Genomic DNA, 20,650 nt, shown 5'->3' with positions numbered 1-20,650 from the left:
CGCGAATCACACCACGCCCCACGACGTGACATCAATGGTCAAATTGTCACAGATCGCCCCTTGCGCTAGCCGCGCAGGTGGCCCTCGCCCGTCACCACGTACTTGGTGGACGTCAGCTCCGGCAGCCCCATCGGGCCGCGGGCGTGCAGCTTCTGCGTCGAGATGCCGATCTCCGCGCCGAAGCCGAACTCCTCGCCGTCGGTGAAGCGCGTGGACGCGTTCACCATCACCGCGGCCGAGTCCACCAGGGCGACGAAGCGCTTCGCGGCGGGCTGCGACGTCGTGACGATCGCCTCGGTGTGGCCCGAGCCGTACTCGCGGATGTGCGCGACGGCGTCGTCCAGCGAGTCGACGACGCGGGCGGCGATGTCGAGGGACAGGTACTCCGCGCGCCAGTCGTCCTCCGTCGCCGCGACGACGTCGTCCCCGTACGACCGGATGCGGTCATCGCCGTGGACCGTGACACCCGCGTTACGGAGCGCCTCAAGCGCGCGCGGGACGAACACGTCGGCCACGTCGGCGTGCACCAGGAACGTCTCCGCCGCGTTGCACACCGACGGGCGCTGCGTCTTCGCGTTCAGCAGGATCTCGACGGCCATGTCGACATCGGCGGCGGCGTCCACGTACACCGCGCAGTTCCCGACGCCCGTCTCGATCACCGGGACCGTCGACTCCTGCACCACCGAGTTGATCAGCGAGGCGCCGCCGCGCGGGATCAGCACGTCCACCAGGCCGCGCGCCCGCATCAGGTGCTTCACCGACTCGCGGGACGTGCCCGGGACGAGCTGCACCGCCTCCGCCGGGACCCGCGTGTCCGCCAGAGCCCGCTGCATCACCCTGACCAGCGCCGTGTTCGAGTCGTGCGCCGACGACGAGCCGCGCAGCAGCGCCGCGTTCCCGCTCTTCAGGCACAGCGCGGCGGCGTCCACGGTCACGTTCGGGCGGCCCTCGTAGATCATCCCGACGACGCCGAGCGGCACCCGCACCTGCCGCAGCTCCAGCCCGTTCGGCAGCACGTTCCCGCGCACGCTCTCCCCCACCGGGTCCGGCAGCGCGGCGACCTTCCGGACGGCGTCGGCGATCGCGGCGATCCGGCCCTCCGACAGGCTCAGCCGGTCGATCATGTACTCGGACGTGCCGTTCTCCCGGGCCCGCGCCACATCGGCCGCGTTCGCCTCGACGAGCTCCGGGACGGCGGCGAGCAGGGCGTCGGCGATGCGGTGCAGCGCCGCGTCCTTCGCCGTCCGCGGCAGCGGGGCCAGCCCCGCCGCGGCCTCCCGGGCGCGCCGCGCCACCCGCACGAACTCCTCGGCCTCGCTCATCACACGTCCCCTTCGGATAGAACCACCAGGTGATCGCGGTGGATTATCTCGCGTTCGTATTCGGCGCCGAGCTCCCGGGCCAGCCATCGGGTCGAGCGGCCCATCAGGTCGGGGATCTCAGCGGCGTCGTAGTTCACCAGCCCGCGCGCCACGACCCGGCCCGCGGTGTCGCACAGGTCGACGGGGTCGCCCGCGGCGAAGTCGCCGGACACGCCGGTCACCCCTGCCGGGAGCAGCGACTTGCGGCGCCCCACGACCGCGTCGACCGCGCCGGGGTCGAGCGTGACGCGGCCCTGCCCGGTGGTGGCGTGGGCGAGCCACAGGTTCCGGGTGGACATGCGGCGGCCGCCGGCCGGGTGGAACAGCGTCCCGACGCCGTCGCCCGCGAGCGCCTGCGCGGCGGACGCGGCGTTCGTCAGCACGACCGGGATGCCCGCGATCCGGGCCGCCTCGACCTTGGTGACCATGCCGCCGGTGCCGACGCGTCCGGACCGGCCGAGCTTGACGTCCTTCAGGTCGTCCGGACCGTGCACGTCGGTGATGCGGCGGGCGCCGGGACGGCGCGGGTCGCCGGTGTAGAGGGCGTCGACGTCCGACAGCAGGATCAGCGCGTCCGCGCGGATCAGATGGGCGACCAGCGCGGCGAGCCGGTCGTTGTCGCCGAACCGGATCTCGTCGGTGGCGACGGTGTCGTTCTCGTTCACGATCGGCATGATGCCGAGGGCGAGGAGCTGCGCGAGCGTGCGCTGCGCGTTGCGGTGGTGGGAGCGGCGCATCATGTCGTCGGCGGTGAGCAGCACCTGCCCGGCCGTCAGCCCGTGCCGCGCGAACGCCGCCGTGTAGCGGGCGAACAGCAGGCCCTGGCCGACGCTCGCCGCCGCCTGCTGGGTGGCGAGATCGCGCGGCCGCCGGGTCAGGCCCAGCGGCCCGAGACCCGCGGCGATCGCGCCGGACGACACGAACACGATCTCGGTGCCGTCGGCGCGGCGGGCCGCGAGGACGTCCACCAGCGCGTCGATGCGGCCGGCGTCGATCGTCCCGTCCGGGGTGGTCAGCGACGACGAGCCCGCCTTCACCACGATCCGGCGGGCCTTCGCGATCGCCTCGCGCTCGATGCCGACGCCGTGGTCGCTCATGGGCGTCCGCCCAGGCGTCGGTCGGTGCCGCGCGGTCCGGGGGCGCCGTCGCCCGCCGCGACCTCGGGCTCCCAGTCGAAGACGACCGACTCGTCCGGCGTGCCGATCAGGACCGTGGCGCCCGCGGCCGCGCCCGCCTTGGCGAGCGCCTCCTCGACGCCGAGCCGCGCGAGCCGGTCGGCGAGGTAGCCGACGGCCTCCTCGTTGGCGAAGTCGGTCTGCCGCAGCCACCGGACGGGCTTCGTGCCGGTGATCAGGTAGGTGTTGTCGCCGAGGTCCCTGACCTCGAAGTCGGTGTCGCCGCCGACCGGCTCGGGCCGGATGACGATGCGGGTCGGCTCCGCCTGCGGCAGCGACGCGCGGTACTCGCCCACCATCGCCGCCATCGCGAACGACAGCTCCCGCAGGCCCTCGCGCGTCGCGGCCGACACCTCGAACACCTTCAGGCCGCGCGCCTCGAACTCGGGGCGGACCATCTCGGCGAGGTCGCGCCCGTCCGGGACGTCGATCTTGTTCAGCACGACGATGCGGGGCCGGTCCGACAGCGGCCGGTCGCCGAGCACCCGGTCGTAGGCCTGCAGCTCGCGCTCGATGACCTCGAAGTCGCTGACGGGGTCGCGTCCCGGCTCCATCGTCGCGCAGTCGAGGACGTGCGCGAGCGTGGACGAGCGCTCGATGTGGCGCAGGAAGTCCAGGCCGAGGCCGCGGCCCTCGCTGGCGCCCTCGATCAGGCCCGGGACGTCCGCGACGGTGAACGTCGTGTCGGCCGCCTCGACCACGCCGAGGTTCGGGATCAGCGTCGTGAACGGATAGTCGGCGATCTTCGGCTTGGCGGCGGACAGCGCGGCGATCAGCGACGACTTGCCCGCGCTGGGGAAGCCGACGAGCGCGACGTCCGCGACGCTCTTCAGCTCCAGGACGACGTCGCGCGCCTCCCCCGGCTCGCCGAGCAGCGCGAACCCGGGGGCCTTGCGCTTGGCCGTCGCGAGGGCCGCGTTCCCCAGCCCGCCGTTGCCGCCGCGCGCGATCACGAACCGGGTGCCCTCGCCGACCAGGTCGGCGACGACCTCGTCGCCCTCCTTGACGACGGTGCCGTCCGGGACGGGCAGGACCACGTCGCCGCCGTCCGCGCCCGTCCGGTGGCCGCCCTGCCCGGGACGGCCGTTGCCCGCCTTGCGGTGCGGGCGCCGGTGGTACTCCAGGAGGCTCGCGGCGTTCGCGTCGACGACCAGGACGACGTCGCCGCCCCGCCCGCCGTTCGCGCCGTCCGGGCCGCCGAGCGGTTTGAACTTCTCCCGGTGGATCGACGCGCAGCCGTTGCCGCCGTTGCCGGCGGCGACGTGCAGCACCACCCGGTCGACGAACTGCGCACCCGATCCCGCTCCAGCGGCCACGGTGATCTCCTCGATGGAAACGGCGAAAGGGCGGACCGACGACGGTCCGCCCTTTCGACAAAAAGTCTCTGTACCCGGCGGACTACTCCACCGGGGGGACGACGCTCACGGCGTTGCGGCCGCGGTAGCGGCGGAACTTCACCGAGCCCGCGACCAGCGCGAACAGCGTGTCATCGCCGCCGCGCCCGACACCGGGACCGGGGTGGAAGTGGGTGCCGCGCTGCCGGACGATGATCTCGCCGGCGTTGACGACCTGGCCGCCGAACCGCTTCACACCGAGGCGCTTGGCGTTGGAGTCACGGCCGTTGCGGCTGGACGACGCGCCCTTCTTGTGTGCCATGTGACCGCTCCCTTACTTCCCGGCCTTGATACCGGTGATCTTGACCTCGGTGTACGGCTGACGGTGCCCCATCCGCCGCTTGTACCCGGTCTTGTTCCGGTAGTGCATGATGTTGATCTTCGGGCCCTTGACCGCGCCGAGGATCTCGGCGGTCACCTCATAGCGCGCGAGGTCGGCCGAGCCGCTGACGACCGTGTCACCGTCGACGACCAGCACGGCCGGGAACGTCACGGTCGAGCCGACATCGCCGGCCAGCTTGTCGACGGTCAGCACGTCATCGACGGCGACCTTCTCCTGCCTGCCGCCTGCGCGGACAATCGCGTACACCGCGGAAACCCTTCGTCTTCGCGCGCTTCCGGACTGAACCGGTCCCGCGCGTGGCTACACCAGCCCCCGGATGGGGGCCTACCTCCGGCTCCGGGCCGAAGGCGGCACACCAGAGAAACCCTGGTGCTCTCTGCTGGACCCCACCGGATCGGCGAGGTGCGCACCGAACGCCCCCGGAGGGATTCGCGGTGCAGATCGAGACGGCCTGTACAAGACGCGCCGATGTACAAGCCTACCGGATGCCTCAGCTGGAACGCACCCTGACTCAGAAGGGGCGCCCCCGGCGGGCGGGCGCGGGACGCGCCTGCCCGCCGGACGGGTCGCTACTCGGCTTCCGCTTCGGCGGTCTGGGCCGCTGACGCCGCGGTGGTGCGGCGGGCGCGGCGCCGGGTGACCGGCGCTTCCTCGTCCTTCGCCTCGGGCTGGGCGGCGTCCGCGGGGGCGCCGTTCGGCTCGGGGGCGGCGGGCGCGGAGCCGTTGAGGTCCTTGCCGGCCGGCTCGGTGCCGTTGGACGTGACCGGGACCGGCTCGGCGGAGTCGAGCGCGGCCGGGGACGTCCCGGCGGTCTCGGCCTCGGCTTCGGCCGCCTCGACGGCCGCCTGCGCCGGGGACTCTTCGGCGTCGAACTCCGGCGGCGGACCGGCGGGCCGCTTGGCCGGGCCCGACCTGCGACGGCGCGCACGCACCACCGGCTCGGCGGGCTCGGGGGCCTCGACGGGCTCGGACGCCACGGTCGGCTCCGGCTCCGTCGGCTCCGGCGCGGGCGGTTCGGCGGGCTCCGCCGAGCGCGTCTCGTGCTCGGCCAGCTTCTCCTCGACGGCCCTCTCGACCTCGCCCTTGCGCCTGCGGCGGCGGCCGCTCTCCTTGCCCGCCGCCTTGTCCGCCTTCGGCTCGACCGGCGACAGGTGGACGTGGATGCCGCGTCCGCCGCACGACTCGCAGGTCTCTGAGAACGCCTCCAGCAGGCCCTGGCCGACGCGCTTGCGGGTCATCTGCACCAGGCCGAGCGAGGTGACCTCGGCGACCTGATGCTTGGTACGGTCCCGCGACAGGCATTCCACGAGGCGGCGCAGGACCAGATCGCGGTTGCTCTCCAGCACCATGTCGATGAAGTCGATCACGACGATGCCGCCGATGTCGCGGAGCCGGAGCTGGCGGACGATCTCCTCGGCCGCCTCCAGGTTGTTGCGGGTGACGGTCTCCTCCAGGTTGCCGCCCTGCCCGGTGAACTTGCCGGTGTTGACGTCGATGACCGTCATCGCCTCGGTGCGGTCGATCACCAGGGAGCCGCCGGAGGGCAGCCACACCTTGCGGTCGAGGGCCTTGGCGATCTGCTCGTCGATGCGGTACGCGGTCAGGGCGTCCTGCTTCCCCGTCCAGCGCTCGACGCGCTCGGCGAGGTGCGGCGCGACGTACTCGACGTACTCGGAGACGGTGTCCCAGGCGCCCTCGCCGGACACGACGAGCTTGGAGAAGTCTTCGTTGAAGATGTCGCGGACGACGCGGATCGTCAGGTCGGGCTCGCCGTACAGCAGGGACGGCGCGGAGGCCGTCTTCACCTTCTTCTGAATGTTGTCCCACTGGGCGGCCAGGCGCGAGACGTCCCGGGACAGCTCCTCCTCGGTGGCGCCCTCGGCGGCGGTCCGGACGATCACGCCGGCGTTCTCCGGCATGACCTTCTTCAGGATCGCCTTGAGGCGGCTGCGCTCCTTGTCGGGGAGCTTGCGGCTGATGCCGGTCATCGAGCCGTCCGGCACGTACACGAGGTAGCGGCCGGGCAGCGAGACCTGGCTGGTGAGACGGGCGCCCTTGTGGCCGAGCGGGTCCTTGGTGACCTGGACGAGCACCGACTGGCCCGACTTCAGCGCCGACTCGATGCGGCGCGGCTGGCCCTCCAGGCCGGAGGCGTCCCAGTTGACCTCGCCCGCGTACAGGACGGCGTTGCGGCCCTTGCCGATGTCGACGAACGCCGCCTCCATGGACGGCAGGACGTTCTGCACCTTGCCCAGGTAGACGTTGCCGACGTAGCTCTGGTGGGTGGCGCGGTTGACGTAGTGCTCGACGAGGACGTCGTCCTCCAGGACGGCGATCTGCGTGCGCTCGCCCTCCTGCCGCACGACCATGACGCGCTCGACGGCCTCGCGGCGGGCCAGGAACTCGGCCTCGGTGATCACCGGCGGGCGGCGGCGGCCCTGCTCGCGGCCCTCCCGGCGGCGCTGCTTCTTGGCCTCCAGCCGGGTCGAGCCCCGGACGGACTGGACCTCGTCCTCGGCGGCGGCACGGGCCTCGCGGGCGGTGCGGACGTGGACGACGGTGTTCGGCGGGTCGTCGGTGGTCCCGCCCTCGCCGTCGGTCCCGGAGCGGCGCCTGCGACGGCGCCGGCGGCGGCTCGACCCGCCCTGCCCGGCATCGTCGTCGTCCTCGTCGTCGGCGGCCTCGCGCTCGCCCTCCTCCGCCTTGGGCTCCTTCTCCTTGCCCTTCTTGGCGGACTTGGTGTCCTTCTTGGGCGCTTTGTCCTTCTTGACGGCCTTGGCGGGCTCCTCGTCCTTCTCCTCGGGCTCCGCCTCGTCGCCCTGTGCCTCGTCGTCGGCGCCTTCCTTGCCGCTCCGCCCGCGGCCGCGGCCGCCACGGCGACGGCGGCGGCGGGACGGGCGGTCGTCGGACTCGTCCTCGTCGGAGCCCCGCTCGTCGCTCTCCTCGTCGGAGTCTTCGGCGGGCTCGTGCTTCGGCTCGTCCTTGGGCCGGGTGGAGGTCTCGGCCGGCTTCGGCTGCGGCGGCTGGAACACGACCATCGGCGGCTGGAACGTCACGCCCGGGACGCCGACACCGCTGGCGGGCTCGGTCTCCGACACCTGCGCCTGCTCGGCGGAGGGCACGTCCGGCACCTGCGGGACGGCGGGCACGGCCGCCTCCGCGGACGCGGCCGGACGGCGGGTGCGCGTCCGGGTCCGGGTACGCGGCGCGGGCGCCTCCTCGGCGGGCTGCTCGGTCTCCGGCGCGGCCGGGGGCTCGGTCTCGGTGTCCGGGGAGATCTCGGCGCCGGTCATCGGGACGGGCTCGGGCGTCTCGGCGGCCTTCCCGCTCCTGGTGCGCGTGCGCGTCCTGGTGGTGCGCTTCGGCGGCTCGGGGGCCTCCTCGGCCGACGCGGCCTCCCCCGCCTGCTCGGCGGGCTCCGCCGCAGCGGAAGCGGCCTCCGGCGGCGGTCCCGCCGGACGGCTGGCGCGCCGCGCGCGCGACGTCACCGCCGCGCCGTTCCCGCCCTTCGCGTCCGCGCTCTCCGTGCCGGTGTTCTCGGCGTTCTCGTTCTCTGTGCCATCGGCGTTGGCCGAATCGGCTTCGTTCTCAAGCATCCGGGCAATCTCCCGTCAGGCTCCCGGGCGCGTCCGCACGCTCCGCCGAGGGGCGAATCGATGCGGTGCGCCGCACGGGAGCACTCCATCAGTCGTCGGTGCCGTCACCGCCGGACGGTGGTCCGGCCATGACGACGAAGTCGTCGGGGGTGCGCCCGCCGTACCCTGCGGGACCGGTTCCGTGTCGCCACGGCTTCGGTCTCACGGTCAGGCGCTGACGGCATCCACGCTCGCGGCGTCCCCGGGCAGCGGCCGCTCCTGGCCGCGGGCCGTATCGGCGTCTTCGCCGGACGGCGGTCCGATCTCCCGGTCGGGTCCCAGAGGATCCGCGAGGCCACCGGAGTCCGCGTCGAGGGGCCCCTGCGCCAGCCTGGTCACCAGTGGAGGTGACGGCGGCGCGAGGTCGGCGACCTGGCGCAGTCCGGTGAGGATGTCGTCGGGTCGTACGGCAGGTGTGGTATGCCGAACAACCATTCGAAGTATCGCACAAGGGGCATCCACCGCGTCCGCGGCGCGCCGGTCCAGCTCACAGGAGGACACGGCGGCGCGCACGTCGAAACGGCGCAGCCCCTTCTTCGTGAGGCGTTCCACCTCGACCTCGTCGGCGCCCATGAAGGCGGCCACGGCGGCGGCTGCATCGTCGGATGACACGCCGTCCAGCCGGATCCGCCACTCGGACGCCTCGAGCCGATCGGCGAACGCGCCCGCCTTCGGCTGCGCGTCGCCGTCGCGTCCCGCTCGTACCGGCACGACATCGACGATGTCGAGCCCGGGAGGCAGGGCCGCGTCGAGATCGGCCCGCACCCGCGCAGGGTCGCGCGGCGCGGTGAGCCCGATCTCCAGGTATTCCGCCTCACTGGCCACCCCTGTCGCCGCCGCACCCGAATACGAGATCTTCGGGTGAGGCGTGAACCCGCCGCTGAACGCGACAGGGATCCCGGCGCGCCTGACGGCGCGTTCCACGGCCCGGGAAATGTCGCGGTGGCTCGTGAACCGCAGCCTGCCCCGCTTGGCATAGCGGACGCGCAGTCGCTGGGTCACGGGGGCCGGCGGCGGACCCTCCGGCATGGGTGCCAGGGTTCTGGTCCTTCCTACTCGCGTCGAGTCGAAATCAAAGGTCTCCCTATAGAGTACGTCCCCCCGCCCACCCCCGCGCCCACCCCATGCCCCAGCAGCCCCGCATCCCCTACACCAGAGGCCTTCCCGCCCCGCCGCCCCTGGCCACGCGATGGTCGAGCGGCCGCCCCGGAGAAGCTCGGGCCCCGGCTAGCAGTCGAGCGCGATCCAGCCTGCGTCGATGCAGGCGAGGAGGAGTTTCGCCTCCTTCTTCCGCGTGCCGAGCTCGTCCACGATCGCCTGGAGCATCGGCCTGGCCGCGCTCACTCGCTCCATGATCGCCGGCACGGTCTGCATGACGGTGCCGTCCGGAAGTTCGAACTCTTCAAAGCCGGGCTCTGCCTGAAACGTGCCCCACCAGTCCAGGATGATGTTCAGCGCCAGCTCACGAGGCGGCCCGGGGACGTCCCGGACGATCTCCAACAGCCGCTCTACCGCCATGACGGCGGCCGGATAGAGCGTCCCACCGTGATCATTCCCCACCACCGTCATCAGATCGGCGCCTCGACCACGACCGGAGCCACTGGTATTACGCACGCTCAGCAGAGCGTCCTCAACCGCCCCCGGGTCATAAAATTCAGGACCGGGAAAATCGTCCCACCGGCATTGTCGTAGCATTTCCCGTCATCCCTGCCGCAGTTCTCGGGAAGGTGGGCTGCCGCCATGGCAACGGCCGCCTGCGGGCTGAGGCCGTCGCCCAGCACCTCTTTGTAGCTGTTTCCTCCCAGAGCGAGAGGACCAGGGCGTACAGCGCCGGTTGCCTTGGGTCCGGATCAGTTGCCGTAGGCGGTTTCTACGGATTCCTCGATCATCTGAAACCAACTCACCGGGTATGGGAGCGGATGAGGGCGCAGAGTGTGTCATAGGCTGCCCCGCCATTTCGGTATGGCGCGCAGCGTTACCGCGTGAGGCAGGGGCCGGAGGGCGTCGTCGGGGTTATACGACTGATAGGGGGAGGAGTTTCTTGCCGGTGGGGCCTATCTGGATTTCGGTGCCCATGGTGGGGCAGACGCCGCAGTCGTAGCAGGGGGTCCAGCGGCAGTCTTCGACCTCGGTCTCGTCCACGGCGTCCTGCCAGTCCTGCCAGAGCCACTCGCGGTCTAGGCCCGCGTCGAGGTGGTCCCACGGGAGGACTTCTACCTCGTCGCGTTCGCGGATGGTATACCAGGCCAGGTCTACGGGTTCCTCGGCCAGTGCCTTCTCGGCGGCGGACGTCCAGCGGTCGTAGGAGAAGTGCTCGCTCCAGCCGTCGAAGCGGCCGCCGTCCTCCCAGACCGCGCGGATGATCTTGCCGACGCGGCGGTCGCCGCGGGAGAGGAGGCCCTCGACGATGGACGGCTGGCCGTCGTGGTAGCGCAGGCCGATGGCGCGGCCGTACTCCTTGTCGCCGCGCAGGGCGTCCTTGAGGGCGTGCAGGCGGCGGTCGACGGTCTCGTGGTCGCACTGGGCGGCCCACTGGAACGGGGTGTGCGGCTTGGGGACGAAACCGCCGATGGAGACCGTGCAGCGGATGTCCTTGCGGCCGGTGGCGTCGCGGCCCGCCTGGATGACGCGTTTCGCCATGTCGGCGATGGCGAGGACGTCCTCGTCCTCTTCGGTGGGCAGGCCGCACATGAAGTAGAGCTTGACCTGGCGCCAGCCGTTCTCGTAGGCGGTGGTGACGGTGCGGATCAGGTCGTCCTCGGTGACCATCTTGTTGATCACCTTGCGCATGCGTTCGGAGCCGCCCTCGGGCGCGAACGTCAGGCCGGAGCGGCGGCCGCCGCGGGAGAACTCGTTGGCGAGGGTGATGTTGAACGCGTCCACGCGGGTGGACGGGAGCGAGAGGGAGGTGTTCGTGCCCTCGTAGCGGTCGGCGAGGCCCTTCGCGACGTCGCCGATCTCGCTGTGGTCGGCGCTCGACAGGCTGAGCAGGCCGACCTCCTGGAAGCCCGATTCCTTGAGGCCCTGCTCGACCATGTTGCCGATGGTGGTGATCGACCGCTCCCGGACCGGACGGGTGATCATCCCGGCCTGGCAGAACCGGCAGCCGCGGGTGCAGCCGCGGAAGATCTCCACGCTGAACCGTTCGTGGACGGTCTCCGCGAGCGGGACCAGGGGCTTCTTCGGGTACGGCCACTGGTCGAGGTCCATGACCGTGTGCTTCTCCACCCGCCACGGGACGCCGGGGCGGTTCGGCGCGACGCGCTGGATGCGGCCGTCGGGCAGGTAGGTGACGTCGTAGAAGCGCGGGACGTAGACGCCGCCGGACGCGGCCAGGCGGTGGAGGAGTTCGTCGCGGCCGCCGGGTTCCGACTCGGCCTTCCATTCGCGGATCACTTCCGTGATCGCGAGGGCGATCTCCTCGCCGTCGCCCAGGACGGCCGCGTCGACGAAGTCGGCGATCGGCTCCGGGTTGAACGCGGCGTGCCCGCCCGCGATCACGATCGGGTGGTCGTCCGTGCGGTCGGCGGCGTCGAGGGGGATCCCGGCGAGGTCGAGCGCGGTCAGCAGGTTCGTGTAGCCGAGTTCGGTGGAGAACGACACGCCGAGGACGTCGAACGCGGCGACGGGGCGGTGCGCGTCGACGGTGAACTGCGGGATGCCGTGCTCCCGCATGACGGCCTCCATGTCGGGCCACACCGAGTACGTCCGCTCGGCGAGGACGCCGTCGCGCTCGTTCAGGATCTCGTAGAGGATCTGGACGCCCTGGTTCGGCAGCCCGACCTCGTAGGCGTCCGGGTACATCAGCGCCCAGCGGACGTCGGCCTCGTCCCAGTCCTTGATCTGGGAGTTCAGCTCGCCGCCTACGTACTGGATCGGCTTCTGTACGCCCGGGAGCAGCGGTTCCAGGCGCGGGAAGAGCGACTCGACCGGCATGACGGAATCCTCCGGGCAGGGGACGTGGAATGAACATCCACTCTACCGGCGCGGGACTAATCGAATGGTCGGCGGCGGACGTGCACGGCCTGCAGAAGGCCGAACGCGATCATGTTGGCGAACGTCGCGGAACCGCCGTAGGACACGAACGGGAGCGGGAGGCCCGTGATCGGCATGATGCCGATCGACATGCCGACGTTCTGGAACGTCTGGAAACCCATCCAGCACACGACGCCGGTCGCGACGAGCGTCCCGAACAGGTCGGCGGCCTGGGTGGCGATGCGCAGGCCCCGCCACAGCACGACGCCGAGCAGCGCGATGATCACGGCGCCGCCGACGAAGCCGAGCTCCTCCCCCACGACCGTGAAGATGAAGTCGGTCTGCTGCTCGGGGACGAAGTGCCCGCCTGTCTGCTCGCCCTGGAACAGGCCCTTGCCGAACACGCTGCCCGACCCGACCGCGATCCGCGCCTGCTGAGCGTTGTAGCCGGCGCCGCGCGGGTCGGCCTCCGGGTCGAGGAACGCGGTGAACCGGTCGATCTGGTAGTCCTCCAGCAGGCCGAAGAACCACACCGCTGCGGCCGCGGCCGCGCCGCCGCCGACCAGGCCGAACAGCCACCGCTTCTGCGCGCCGGAGATCGCCAGCATGCCGAGGACCACGGCGATGAACACCAGCGTGGTGCCGAGGTCGGGCTGCATCATGATCAGCACCGCGGGCACCCCGGCGAGGACGAGCGCGAGCAGCACGTCGCGGCGGCCGGGGCCGATCTCCCCGTCGCGCGGCTCGCCGAGGATCATCGCGAGCAGCACCACCAGGCCGACCTTCGCGAACTCCGACGGCTGCACCTGGAAGCCGCCGCCGAGCACGATCCACGAGTGCGAGCCGTTGATCGTCTCGCCGAGCGGGGTCAGCACGGCGACGAGCCCCACGCACGCGACCCCGTACAGGATCGGGACGTACGCGCGCAGCAGCCGGTAGTCGAGGACGGTGACCAGGCCGCCGAGCGCGAACCCGATGAACAGGTTCAGGACGTGCCGCTTGACGAAGCCCTCCGGGTCCTTGCCCTGCTCGGTCAGCAGCTGGAACGTGGCGGAGCGGACGAGCAGCGCGCCGATGACCGACAGCGCCAGCACGGCCAGGAACAGCGGCCAGTCGAGCCGCCGCAGCCCGCCGAGCCGGCTGCGCACCCCGCGCCGGGACGCGTACGCCTCGACGCTCCCGGCGCCCGTCCCGGTGATCACGGCGCGGTTCCCTCGACGCCGGGCAGCGCGGGCAGCTCGGACGGGAGCCTGCCGTCCTTGAGGAGGGGCGGGCGGTCCTTCGTCCCGTACATGGCCTCCCAGATCTCCCGGACGGCCGGCGCCGCCGTGGACGCGCCCGTCCCGCCCTGGGAGACCATCGCCACCACCGCGAACCGCGGCTTCTTCATCGGGCCGATCGAGGCGAACCAGGAGGTGTCCTCCTTGCCGTACACCTCGGCGGTGCCGGTCTTGCCGCCCACCTCGACGGTCTTGGTGTCGAACCCGCCGAACGCGCCCGCGGCCGTGCCCTGCTTGGTGACGTCGCCGAGCGCCTTGCGGATGTACTTGATCACCTTCTGGTCGACGGGCAGCCGCGGGGCGGGCGGCGCCTCGATCCGCTGCACGACGGTGCCGTCCGGCCGCATCACCGCGACCCCGAGCCGCGGCACGACCAGCCTGCCGCCGTTGGCGATGGCCGCGTACGCGCGGACGAGCTGCAGCGGCGTCACCAGCACGTCGCCCTGCCCGACGGAGAAGTTCGCGGCGTCACCGGGACGCCACACGAACCCCTCGGTGCAGTTCTCCGTCGCGACGGCCTTCAGGTACGCGGCGCGCCCGGGGTCGGTCTTCGCGACCTGCGGGTAGCCCTCCTTGGCGCCCTTGCAGTTGGCGGCCTTGGTGGCCTCCCAGTAGTCCTTCTTCCACGCCCGGTCCGGGATGCGGCCCTCGCTCTCGCTGGGCAGGTCGATGCCGGAGCGCGAGCCGAACCCCCACTCGCGCGCCATCTTCACCATCGGGTCGGACGGGTTCTTCTTCGGCTTCATCCCGCCGTCGCGCTGCCACTCCTGGTACGCGAACCGGTAGAAGATCGTGTCGCAGGACACCACGAGGGCCCGGTGCAGGTTCATCGGGCCGTGGCCCTGGCCCTCGAAGTTCCGGAACGCGCGGTTCCCGACGTTGTACGAGCCGGGGCACGGGTAGATGCCGTTGAGGTCGTTGCCGTCCTTCACCGCGGCGGCGACCGAGGAGACCTTGAACGTGGAGCCGGGCGCGAACTGCCCCTGCGTGACGCGGGAGATCAGCGGCTCGCCCTTCTTCTTGCCGAGCAGGGCCTCGTACTGCTCCTGGGAGATGCCGCCCGTCCAGATGGCCGGGTCGTAGGTCGGGTAGCTGGCCATCGCGACCATCCGGCCGGTCTGGACGTCCATCACGACCGCGGCGCCCGCGTCCGCGGGACGGCCCGCCTTGCGCGCGCCGTCGATCGCGTGCTTGAGCGCGTTCTCCGCGGCGCCCTGCACGCCCGCGTCGATGCTGGTGACGAGGTGGTTGCCGGGGATGGGCGCCTGCTCCTCGGCGGTGCCGGTGACACGTCCCTGGCTGTCGACGAGGACCTTGCGGAACCCGGTCTCGCCGCGCAGCACCGCGTCGTACTGCGCCTCCAGCCCGGCGCGTCCGACGAGGTCGACGCCGCTGTAGCCGGTGACCTTGAGGCCGGTGCGCTTGTCCATCTCCTCCTGCGTGATCGGCTGGAGGTAGCCGAGGACCTGCGCGGGCTTGGCGCCCTCCGGCTCCGGGTAGTGCCGGATGGCCTGGACCTGCGCCGTGACGCCGGGGAACTCCTCCTGCCGCTCCATGATCTGGAGCGCGCGCTTCGGGTCGACGTGGTCTTCGACGGGGATCGGCTGGTACGGGGAGCCGGGCCAGCAGGGCCGCTTGATGCCGGGCCCGCACAGCCGGATCCGTTTGGTGATCTCGTCTTGGCTGATGCCGAGGACGGCGGACAGCTTCTTCAGGATGTTCTCGCCGCCGTCCTTCTGCCGCGACAGCGTCGTCCGGTCGACGGACACGACCAGCGCGCTGGTGTTGCGGACGAGGGGCTTCCCGCGATCGTCGAGGATCATGCCGCGGACGGCCGGGACGACGATGTCGCGGGTGCGGTTCTGCGCGGCGATCCCCCGGTAGTGCTCGCCCTCCAGGACCTGGAGCGTCCACAGGCGTCCGACGAGGACGAGCAGCAGCGCGCCGACCAGCACGTACAGAACGACGAGGCGGAAGTGGGTGCGCGGGTTCACAGGCTCCCGCCCCGTCCCGACATGGCCCGGTAGCGGGCGGCGGGCACGGAAAGGGTGTCGCTTCGGGGACGTTCCCCGCGTTCGTAGCGGCGGGTGGCGCGCAGCACCGCCCAGACGACGAACGGGCTCGCGATGACGTCGTACAGCACCTGCAGCGGCACCATGCTCGACACCGTCGCCCACTCGGCGCGCGGGTCGCCGAGGATCATGCCGGTGCCCGCGTACAGGACGGTCCCGGCGAGCGCCCCGGCGGCGACGGCGAAGAACGGCACGACCGACTGCCGGTCCATCTCGTCGGACGCGACGCCGCACAGGTAGCCGATGAGGCAGTAGACCAGCGCGTACCGGCCGATGGTGTGGTCGGCGGGCGGGATGATGTCGGCGGCGAGGCCCGCGAGGAACCCGGTGACCATGCCCGTCATCGACCCGGCGACGAGCGCCAGCGCGACCACGACCAGCAGCACCAGGTCGGGTTGGACGCCGCCGGGCAGCGGCAGCCGGTTCGCGACCGACACCTGGAGGATCAGCGTCACGGCGATCACGACGGCGGCCACCACGCTGCGGCCTGCCGGCGACGCCTCGGGCGGGTTCAGCACGTCAGTCCCCCCGGCTCGGATTCGTGGACGGGCTTCCCGAGCCGCTCGGCCGCGCGTCCGGGCGCCCGCTGCCGGACGGGCTCGCGGACGGGTTCGGGCTGGTGCTCGGCGTCGGCGTCGGCGTGGGCGGCGGTTTCGGCTTCGGCGGCAGCACCGCGTCGCGCGGGTCGGTCTTAGGCGGGGCGACGACGACGGCGACGACGTCCAGGCTGGTGAACTTCACGAACGGCCGGACGTAGGCGGTGCGGGTCAGGCCGCCGGAGGAGCGGTCGATCCGCTCGACGACGCCGATGGGGACGCCCGGGACGTAGGGCCGCTGGCCCTGCGAGCCGAGCGTGACGAGCCGCTGCCCGACCTGGACGGGGGCGGCGGCGTCCAGCAGCTGGAGGCGCAGCGGCGTGGTGCCGTGCCCGCCAAGGCCGCGGCGCCCGCGGCCCTGCACGATCCCGATCTCCTTGGAGCCTTCGAGCCGGGACCCGATCGACGAGGTCTGGTCGGTGGCGAGCAGCACGGTCGCCGTCGCGGGCCCGACGCGGGTGACGCGGCCGACGAGCCCGTCCGCGCTCATCACGGTCATGTCCCGCTTGATGCCGCTGCGGCTGCCGGCGTCGATGGTGACGGTGTCCTCGAAGCCCTGCCCGGCGGAGATCACCTGCGCGGCGAGGATCTCGTAGCCGCCCATCCCGGCGGTGCCGAGCAGCCGCTGCAGCTGGGCGGACTTGTCCTGGTCGAGACGCATGGAGCGGAGCCGCTCGCGGAGCTGCTGGTTCTGCCGTTCGAGCCGGTCGGCGCGGCGCCGCTCGCCCGGCGCGTCGGTGATCGCGTCGAGGGTGTTGCTCACCGGCCGGACGACGGACGCCGACACCCGCTCCACCGGCCCGAACACCGACGCGCCGAGGCTGCGCAGCCCGCGCAGCGGCGACTGCGATCCGCCGCGGTAGTCGATGGTGATCATCGCGAGCGCCACGACGAGCAGCACGCCGAGCATGACGCGGGTACGCCGGGTGTCCTTCACCCCGCCGACCTCCCGTTCCCTAGTCCGCCGGGGGGTATCTCAAGTGAATAACTTTCATCCTCGGTCCCACCACAAGTCATGCCACAGCGAACAGGCCGGATGAAAACTATTCAGTGTCGCGGCTCCGGCACCAGCACCTGCCGGAGTTCCTCGAAGTCTTCGACGCACTTGCCGGTGCCGAGCACCACCGAGTCGAGCGGGTTGTCCACCAGGTGGATGGGCATCCCGGTCTCCTCGCGGAGCCGCTCGTCGAGGTTCTTCAGCAGCGCGCCACCACCGGTGAGCGCGATCCCGCGGTCCATGATGTCGCCGGACAGCTCGGGCGGGCACTTGTCGAGCGTGGTCTTCACCGCGTCCACCACGGCGTTGACCGGCTCCTCGATGGCCCGCCTGACCTCCTCGGCGGAGATCACGACGGTCTTCGGCAGCCCGCTGACGAGGTCGCGGCCGCGGATCTCGGCATGCGGCTCCTCGTCGCCGCCGGGGTAGGCGGACCCGATCGCCATCTTGATCTCCTCGGCCGTACGTTCCCCGAGCATCAGGGAGTACTCCTTCTTGGAGAACGAGATGACGGCCTGGTCGAGCTCGTCGCCGCCGACGCGGACGGACTGGCTGGTGACGATCCCGCCGAGCGAGATGATCGCGACCTCGGTGGTACCGCCGCCGATGTCGACCACCATGTTCCCGGTCGGCTCGTAGACGGGCAGCCCGGCGCCGATCGCGGCGGCCATCGGCTCCTCGATGATGTACACCCGGCGGGCGCCGGCCTGGTAGCCGGCCTCCTTCACCGCGCGCTGCTCAACACCGGTGATGCCGCTCGGCACCGCGACCACGATTCGCGGCTTGGCGAAATGCCGACGTTTGTGCACCTTCTGGATGAAATAGCGGAGCATCCGTTCGGTGACGTCGAAGTCGGCGATGACGCCGTCCTTCAGCGGGCGGACCGCGACGATGTTGCCCGGCGTGCGGCCGATCATCCGCTTCGCCTCGATGCCCACCGCGACGATCTTCCCGGTGTTGGTGTTGATCGCAACCACGGACGGTTCGTTCAGGACGATGCCACGCCCGCGCACGTACACCAGGGTGTTGGCGGTACCAAGATCGACCGCCATGTCACGGCCGAGAAACGACAGCTTGTTACCCATGAAGAAAGGGAGCCCTTCAAGATTGACGGGCGTGTATAGCGGCGCGTCCATCGTAACGTGCACGGACGCCCCCGGGCAGTCACCCGGGCCCCGCAAGTCGATCAAAAACGACCCTGTGAGCGGCCTGCATTCACCAAAAGCCGAGCGGGCGGCGGATCAACCGCCTCGGCCCCGGCGGGACGAACCTCAGCCGGGGCCACGGGTCGTGCGGCCGGAGGGCGCCCAGCGCCCGGAGGTCGCACGACCCGACGGTCGGCGGGCCGTTTCACGAGACGCGCCAGCGGCTCGGGAAACGGCCCACCGACCGCAACGGGGGTTCCAGGGGGTCGCCCCCCTGGGTAAACAGGGCTAACCGAGTTCGGGGAAGAAGAGCTTGATCTCGCGGTCGGCGGAGTAGGTCGAGTCGGAGCCGTGGACGATGTTCTCGCCGATCTCCAGGGCGAAGTCGCCGCGGATGGTGCCGGGGGTGGCGCTGACCGGGTCGGTGGCGCCGGCGAGGGCGCGGAAGGCCTCGATGGCGCGCGGGCCCTCGACGACCATGGCGACGAGCGGGCCGCCGGTGATGAACTCGACGAGCTCGCCGAAGAACGGCTTGCTCGCGTGCTCCTCGTAGTGGGCCTCGGCGGTCTCGCGGGCGAGGGTGCGGAGTTCCAGCGCGACGAGCTTCAGGCCCTTGCGCTCGATCCGGGAGATGACCTCACCGATGACACCGCGGCGGACGCCGTCGGGCTTGACGAGGACGAGAGTGCGCTCGGACACGGGTGGTTCTCCTTGGGAAACTTCGGAATATGCGGCCCGCGAATCTTACCGGGCTCCCGGGCCTGCGGCGCTCTTGCGGGACGGTCGCGCCGTGGCGGCGGCGAGGAGCACGGCGGCGGCTCCGGCGGCGATGAGCCAGACGTCGTAGCCGTCCCGCAGCGCGTCGATCCGGTCGGCCTCGGTGACCGGGCGCAGCCGTTCCAGCCGCGACGCCTGCAGGGACAGGACGAGGAGCTGCCCGGCCAGCACGGCGGGGAAGCAGAGGGACAGGCCGAACAGCGCGGCGCCGACGCCCGCGTCGCGGAGTGAGGCGGCGAGGGCCAGTCCGGCGCCGGTGCCGAGGAGGGTGAGCGGGACGAGCATCGTCCAGCGGCCGTCGAGGTGGGTGAGCAGGCCGAGCGGCAGCGCCGCGATCACCAGGGCCTGGCCGGTGTGGACGGCGTGGCGCGCTGGGGCGAGGACGGAGGCGAGCGCCCCGGCCATCGCGGCGAGGGCGGCGGCGGCGAACGGGAGCAGCGGCACGACGGCGGCGCCGCCCCGGTCGTGGGCGTCGGCGGCGGCGAGCCCCGCGAGCGGGCCCGCGACCGGGTAGCAGAGCAGGCCGGTGGCGATCATCACGGCGGCGCAGCCGAGCGGGCTGCCCGCGATCGAGTCCCGGCCGGCGGCGAGGGCCAGGCCGAGCAGGGCGGGCAGCGCGAAGGCCGCGACGATGAGCCGGGCGCCGGGCGACCAGCCGGCCGCCGCGACGACCGCGAGGAACGCGAAGCCCGCCGCCGGGACGAACGGGAGGAGCAGCTGGCCGCGTTCGGTGTGCCGGGACACGGGCAGCGACGACGGGCCGCGTCCGCGCAGGAGCACGTGGGCGAGCGCGGCCACGGCGGCGGCCACGGCGGCCCACGGGAACGGGACGAGCGCGACACGCCAGTCAGGGACGGCCAGCTCGTCGGCGGGCATCGGGACGGCCGTCAGCGCCAGGGGCATCGCCAGGAGAAGCGCGCCGACGAGCGTGCCCGCGAAGGCGGCGGCCAAGGTGTGGTTCCGGCGTTCCCAGACCAGGATGAGGCAGGCGGGGAGCATCATCCCCGCGCCCACGCCCTGGACGGCGCGGACCGTCCCGACCAAGGGCACGGTGTCGGCGAAGGTGACCGCGCCGAGCCCGGACAGCAGGACGGCGAGGCCCGCGGCGAGGACGGGCCACGCGGAGAACCGGCGCGCGGCCACGGCGGCGAGCGGCACCGCGACGACGAGCGCGGGCAGCGACAGCCCGGTGGCGCGCAGCAGCCCGCCGATCCCGGAGTCGCCGAGGTCAAGGGCGCTCGCGACGGCGGGAACGACGTTGACGACGGCGTCCGGCACCGTGAGGACGGCGGCGGGCACGGCGGTGAGCGTCAGCAGCAGCGCGCCGGCCGCCGCGAGCCGGCGCCGTGCGCGGCTCTCCGGGCGCGCTGCCGGAGGTGCCTGGACGGGGACGCCGGGTGCATGTCCGCGTGCGTGCAGGGACACGGCCTGCTCCTTCGCAGGGTCGTCATCCACCGCACGAGCATTTCCCAAATGAGAATAATGTCGGATTCAGGGAAAAGGCTGGAATTGCACAGGATCGGCAGATGAATGAATGCGTTCCCTCGCGAACTTAGCGCGGCCGGGCGCGTTCCGCCTTGCGTCCCAGCCAAAATGCCGTCGCCCAAAGCGCCCCGAACACGACGCCGAGGAAGAACATGGCCGGCACCATGAACCCGGTCGCGACGATCGCCAGCTGCAGGACGCTGCCCGCCGCGAACGCCCACGGGAACCGCAGCAGGCCCGCCATCAGCAGGCACGCGACGGCCAGGCCGCCGCACACGGCGCCCGCGGTCGCGCCGTCGACGTCCAACGTGGTCACCGCCACCGGGATCGCGAGCGCGATCACGATCGCCTCGCAGCCGAGGACGGTCGCGAACAGCCTCCGGGCCGGATTCGCGGCGGCGCCCGCGCTCATACC

General features: G+C 72.0%; 17 protein-coding genes. All 17 read right to left on the bottom strand.

Annotated elements, in window-relative coordinates:
- Positions 1–65 precede the first annotated feature (65 nt).
- The 17 genes from ACH34S_RS36290 to ACH34S_RS36210 all read right to left on the bottom strand — a co-directional run bounded on the left by ACH34S_RS36290 (position 66) and on the right by ACH34S_RS36210 (position 20,647).
- Positions 66–1,322 (bottom strand): glutamate-5-semialdehyde dehydrogenase, encoded by a 1,257-nt coding sequence (locus tag ACH34S_RS36290; protein WP_395957421.1) that lies wholly within the window; start codon positions 1,320–1,322, stop codon positions 66–68.
- Positions 1,322–2,458, bottom strand: a complete 1,137-nt coding sequence (gene proB, locus ACH34S_RS36285; RefSeq protein WP_395957420.1) for a glutamate 5-kinase — start codon at positions 2,456–2,458, stop codon at positions 1,322–1,324. The genes ACH34S_RS36290 and proB overlap by 1 nt, the downstream gene beginning before the upstream one ends.
- Positions 2,455–3,852 carry a GTPase ObgE gene (obgE, locus tag ACH34S_RS36280; RefSeq protein WP_395957419.1) on the bottom strand — a complete coding sequence of 466 codons (1,398 nt, stop codon included), beginning with the start codon at positions 3,850–3,852 and terminating at the stop codon, positions 2,455–2,457. Before obgE ends, proB begins: the two co-directional genes overlap by 4 nt.
- A gap of 82 nt (positions 3,853–3,934) precedes the next feature.
- Positions 3,935–4,192 carry a 50S ribosomal protein L27 gene (gene rpmA / locus ACH34S_RS36275; protein WP_395957418.1) on the bottom strand — a complete coding sequence of 86 codons (258 nt, stop codon included), beginning with the start codon at positions 4,190–4,192 and terminating at the stop codon, positions 3,935–3,937.
- A 12-nt stretch (positions 4,193–4,204) separates the two neighbouring features.
- Positions 4,205–4,519, bottom strand: coding sequence for a 50S ribosomal protein L21 (gene rplU / locus ACH34S_RS36270; RefSeq protein ID WP_132178495.1), 315 nt, complete (start codon positions 4,517–4,519; stop codon positions 4,205–4,207).
- Between the two features lie 323 nt (positions 4,520–4,842).
- Positions 4,843–7,869, bottom strand: coding sequence for an Rne/Rng family ribonuclease (locus tag ACH34S_RS36265; protein WP_395957417.1), 3,027 nt, complete (start codon positions 7,867–7,869; stop codon positions 4,843–4,845).
- A 207-nt stretch (positions 7,870–8,076) separates the two neighbouring features.
- Entirely contained in the window at positions 8,077–8,937 is an 861-nt protein-coding gene (locus tag ACH34S_RS36260) for a TIGR03936 family radical SAM-associated protein (RefSeq protein WP_395957416.1), read from the bottom strand.
- Positions 8,938–9,135: 198 nt separating this feature from the next.
- Positions 9,136–9,477 carry a hypothetical protein gene (locus ACH34S_RS36255; RefSeq protein ID WP_395957415.1) on the bottom strand — a complete coding sequence of 114 codons (342 nt, stop codon included), beginning with the start codon at positions 9,475–9,477 and terminating at the stop codon, positions 9,136–9,138.
- Positions 9,478–9,921: 444 nt separating this feature from the next.
- Positions 9,922–11,844 (bottom strand): TIGR03960 family B12-binding radical SAM protein, encoded by a 1,923-nt coding sequence (locus tag ACH34S_RS36250; RefSeq protein ID WP_395957414.1) that lies wholly within the window; start codon positions 11,842–11,844, stop codon positions 9,922–9,924.
- Between the two features lie 56 nt (positions 11,845–11,900).
- Positions 11,901–13,085, bottom strand: a complete 1,185-nt coding sequence (rodA, locus tag ACH34S_RS36245; RefSeq protein ID WP_395957413.1) for a rod shape-determining protein RodA — start codon at positions 13,083–13,085, stop codon at positions 11,901–11,903.
- A complete protein-coding gene (gene mrdA, locus ACH34S_RS36240) occupies positions 13,082–15,157 on the bottom strand; it encodes a penicillin-binding protein 2 (RefSeq protein WP_395957412.1) in 2,076 nt (691 codons plus the stop codon). Before mrdA ends, rodA begins: the two co-directional genes overlap by 4 nt.
- Positions 15,154–15,753, bottom strand: a complete 600-nt coding sequence (gene mreD, locus ACH34S_RS36235; RefSeq protein ID WP_395957411.1) for a rod shape-determining protein MreD — start codon at positions 15,751–15,753, stop codon at positions 15,154–15,156. The genes mrdA and mreD overlap by 4 nt, the downstream gene beginning before the upstream one ends.
- Before the next feature lies 1 nt (position 15,754).
- Positions 15,755–16,768: a rod shape-determining protein MreC gene (gene mreC, locus ACH34S_RS36230; RefSeq protein ID WP_395957410.1), complete on the bottom strand. Its 1,014-nt coding sequence runs from the start codon at positions 16,766–16,768 to the stop codon at positions 15,755–15,757.
- 110 nt (positions 16,769–16,878) lie between these two features.
- Positions 16,879–17,913, bottom strand: coding sequence for a rod shape-determining protein (locus tag ACH34S_RS36225; RefSeq protein ID WP_117401930.1), 1,035 nt, complete (start codon positions 17,911–17,913; stop codon positions 16,879–16,881).
- Positions 17,914–18,261: 348 nt separating this feature from the next.
- Positions 18,262–18,672, bottom strand: a complete 411-nt coding sequence (gene ndk / locus ACH34S_RS36220; protein ID WP_132171694.1) for a nucleoside-diphosphate kinase — start codon at positions 18,670–18,672, stop codon at positions 18,262–18,264.
- A gap of 45 nt (positions 18,673–18,717) precedes the next feature.
- Positions 18,718–20,175: a hypothetical protein gene (locus ACH34S_RS36215; protein ID WP_395957409.1), complete on the bottom strand. Its 1,458-nt coding sequence runs from the start codon at positions 20,173–20,175 to the stop codon at positions 18,718–18,720.
- Between the two features lie 127 nt (positions 20,176–20,302).
- On the bottom strand, positions 20,303–20,647 hold the full coding sequence (locus tag ACH34S_RS36210; RefSeq protein WP_395957434.1) for a DUF4233 domain-containing protein: 345 nt from the start codon (positions 20,645–20,647) through the stop codon (positions 20,303–20,305).
- Between the last annotated feature and the right edge of the window lie 3 nt (positions 20,648–20,650).

The organism is Actinomadura sp. 3N508 (assembly GCF_044326375.1).
In the GTDB taxonomy this organism is placed as follows: domain Bacteria; phylum Actinomycetota; class Actinomycetes; order Streptosporangiales; family Streptosporangiaceae; genus Spirillospora.
The sequence above is the reverse complement of the archived record's forward strand: the minus strand, read 5'-3'. Positions and strand labels throughout refer to the sequence as shown.

What these genes read in the sequence shown, in the direction of transcription:
- ACH34S_RS36290 (WP_395957421.1), bottom strand. Translation starts at nt 1,322, where the DNA reads ATGAGCGAGGCCGAGGAGTTCGTGCGGGTGGCGCGGCGCGCCCGGGAG.
- proB (WP_395957420.1), bottom strand. Translation starts at nt 2,458, where the DNA reads ATGAGCGACCACGGCGTCGGCATCGAGCGCGAGGCGATCGCGAAGGCC.
- rpmA (WP_395957418.1), bottom strand. Translation starts at nt 4,192, where the DNA reads ATGGCACACAAGAAGGGCGCGTCGTCCAGCCGCAACGGCCGTGACTCC.
- ACH34S_RS36265 (WP_395957417.1), bottom strand. Translation starts at nt 7,869, where the DNA reads ATGCTTGAGAACGAAGCCGATTCGGCCAACGCCGATGGCACAGAGAAC.
- ACH34S_RS36260 (WP_395957416.1), bottom strand. Translation starts at nt 8,937, where the DNA reads ATGCCGGAGGGTCCGCCGCCGGCCCCCGTGACCCAGCGACTGCGCGTC.
- ACH34S_RS36255 (WP_395957415.1), bottom strand. Translation starts at nt 9,477, where the DNA reads ATGACGGTGGTGGGGAATGATCACGGTGGGACGCTCTATCCGGCCGCC.
- ACH34S_RS36250 (WP_395957414.1), bottom strand. Translation starts at nt 11,844, where the DNA reads ATGCCGGTCGAGTCGCTCTTCCCGCGCCTGGAACCGCTGCTCCCGGGC.
- ACH34S_RS36225 (WP_117401930.1), bottom strand. Translation starts at nt 17,913, where the DNA reads ATGGGTAACAAGCTGTCGTTTCTCGGCCGTGACATGGCGGTCGATCTT.
- ACH34S_RS36210 (WP_395957434.1), bottom strand. Translation starts at nt 20,647, where the DNA reads ATGAGCGCGGGCGCCGCCGCGAATCCGGCCCGGAGGCTGTTCGCGACC.